This window comes from Bacillus sp. SIMBA_005, assembly GCF_046535585.1.
In the GTDB taxonomy this organism is placed as follows: domain Bacteria; phylum Bacillota; class Bacilli; order Bacillales; family Bacillaceae; genus Bacillus; species Bacillus pumilus.
In genome coordinates, this window is sequence record NZ_JAWRWI010000691.1 from 1 (window position 1) to 258 (window position 258).

General features: G+C 64.7%; 1 protein-coding gene. It reads left to right on the forward strand.

Features of this window, described 5'->3' with window-relative positions:
- Positions 1-12: 12 nt before the first annotated feature.
- On the forward strand, positions 13-258 hold a 246-nt coding region (locus tag SB660_RS21840; protein WP_486304217.1), incomplete at its 3' end, for a hypothetical protein.

Consider the following 258-nt stretch of genomic DNA (forward strand, 5'->3'; position numbering starts at 1 on the left):
TGGAGTCTGGGCTTGCTGACGCTGAGTCCCGCTCTCTTGGCTCTCTTCTGGCGCTACGAAGCGCAGCGCGAACGCTCGGGTGCGCCAGCGCTAATGCCGCTTTCGGTCATCTCGGCAACCCGTGGATTGCCTCTCGGTCTGCTGGCGGCGGTCCTGCTGTATGCCTTGGCGGCGTTCTTCCTGACGTTCGCGGTGTACCAGCAAGCCGGACTGGGTCGCGATGCACTCGCAGCGGGCCTGGCGATTCTTCCACTCGGT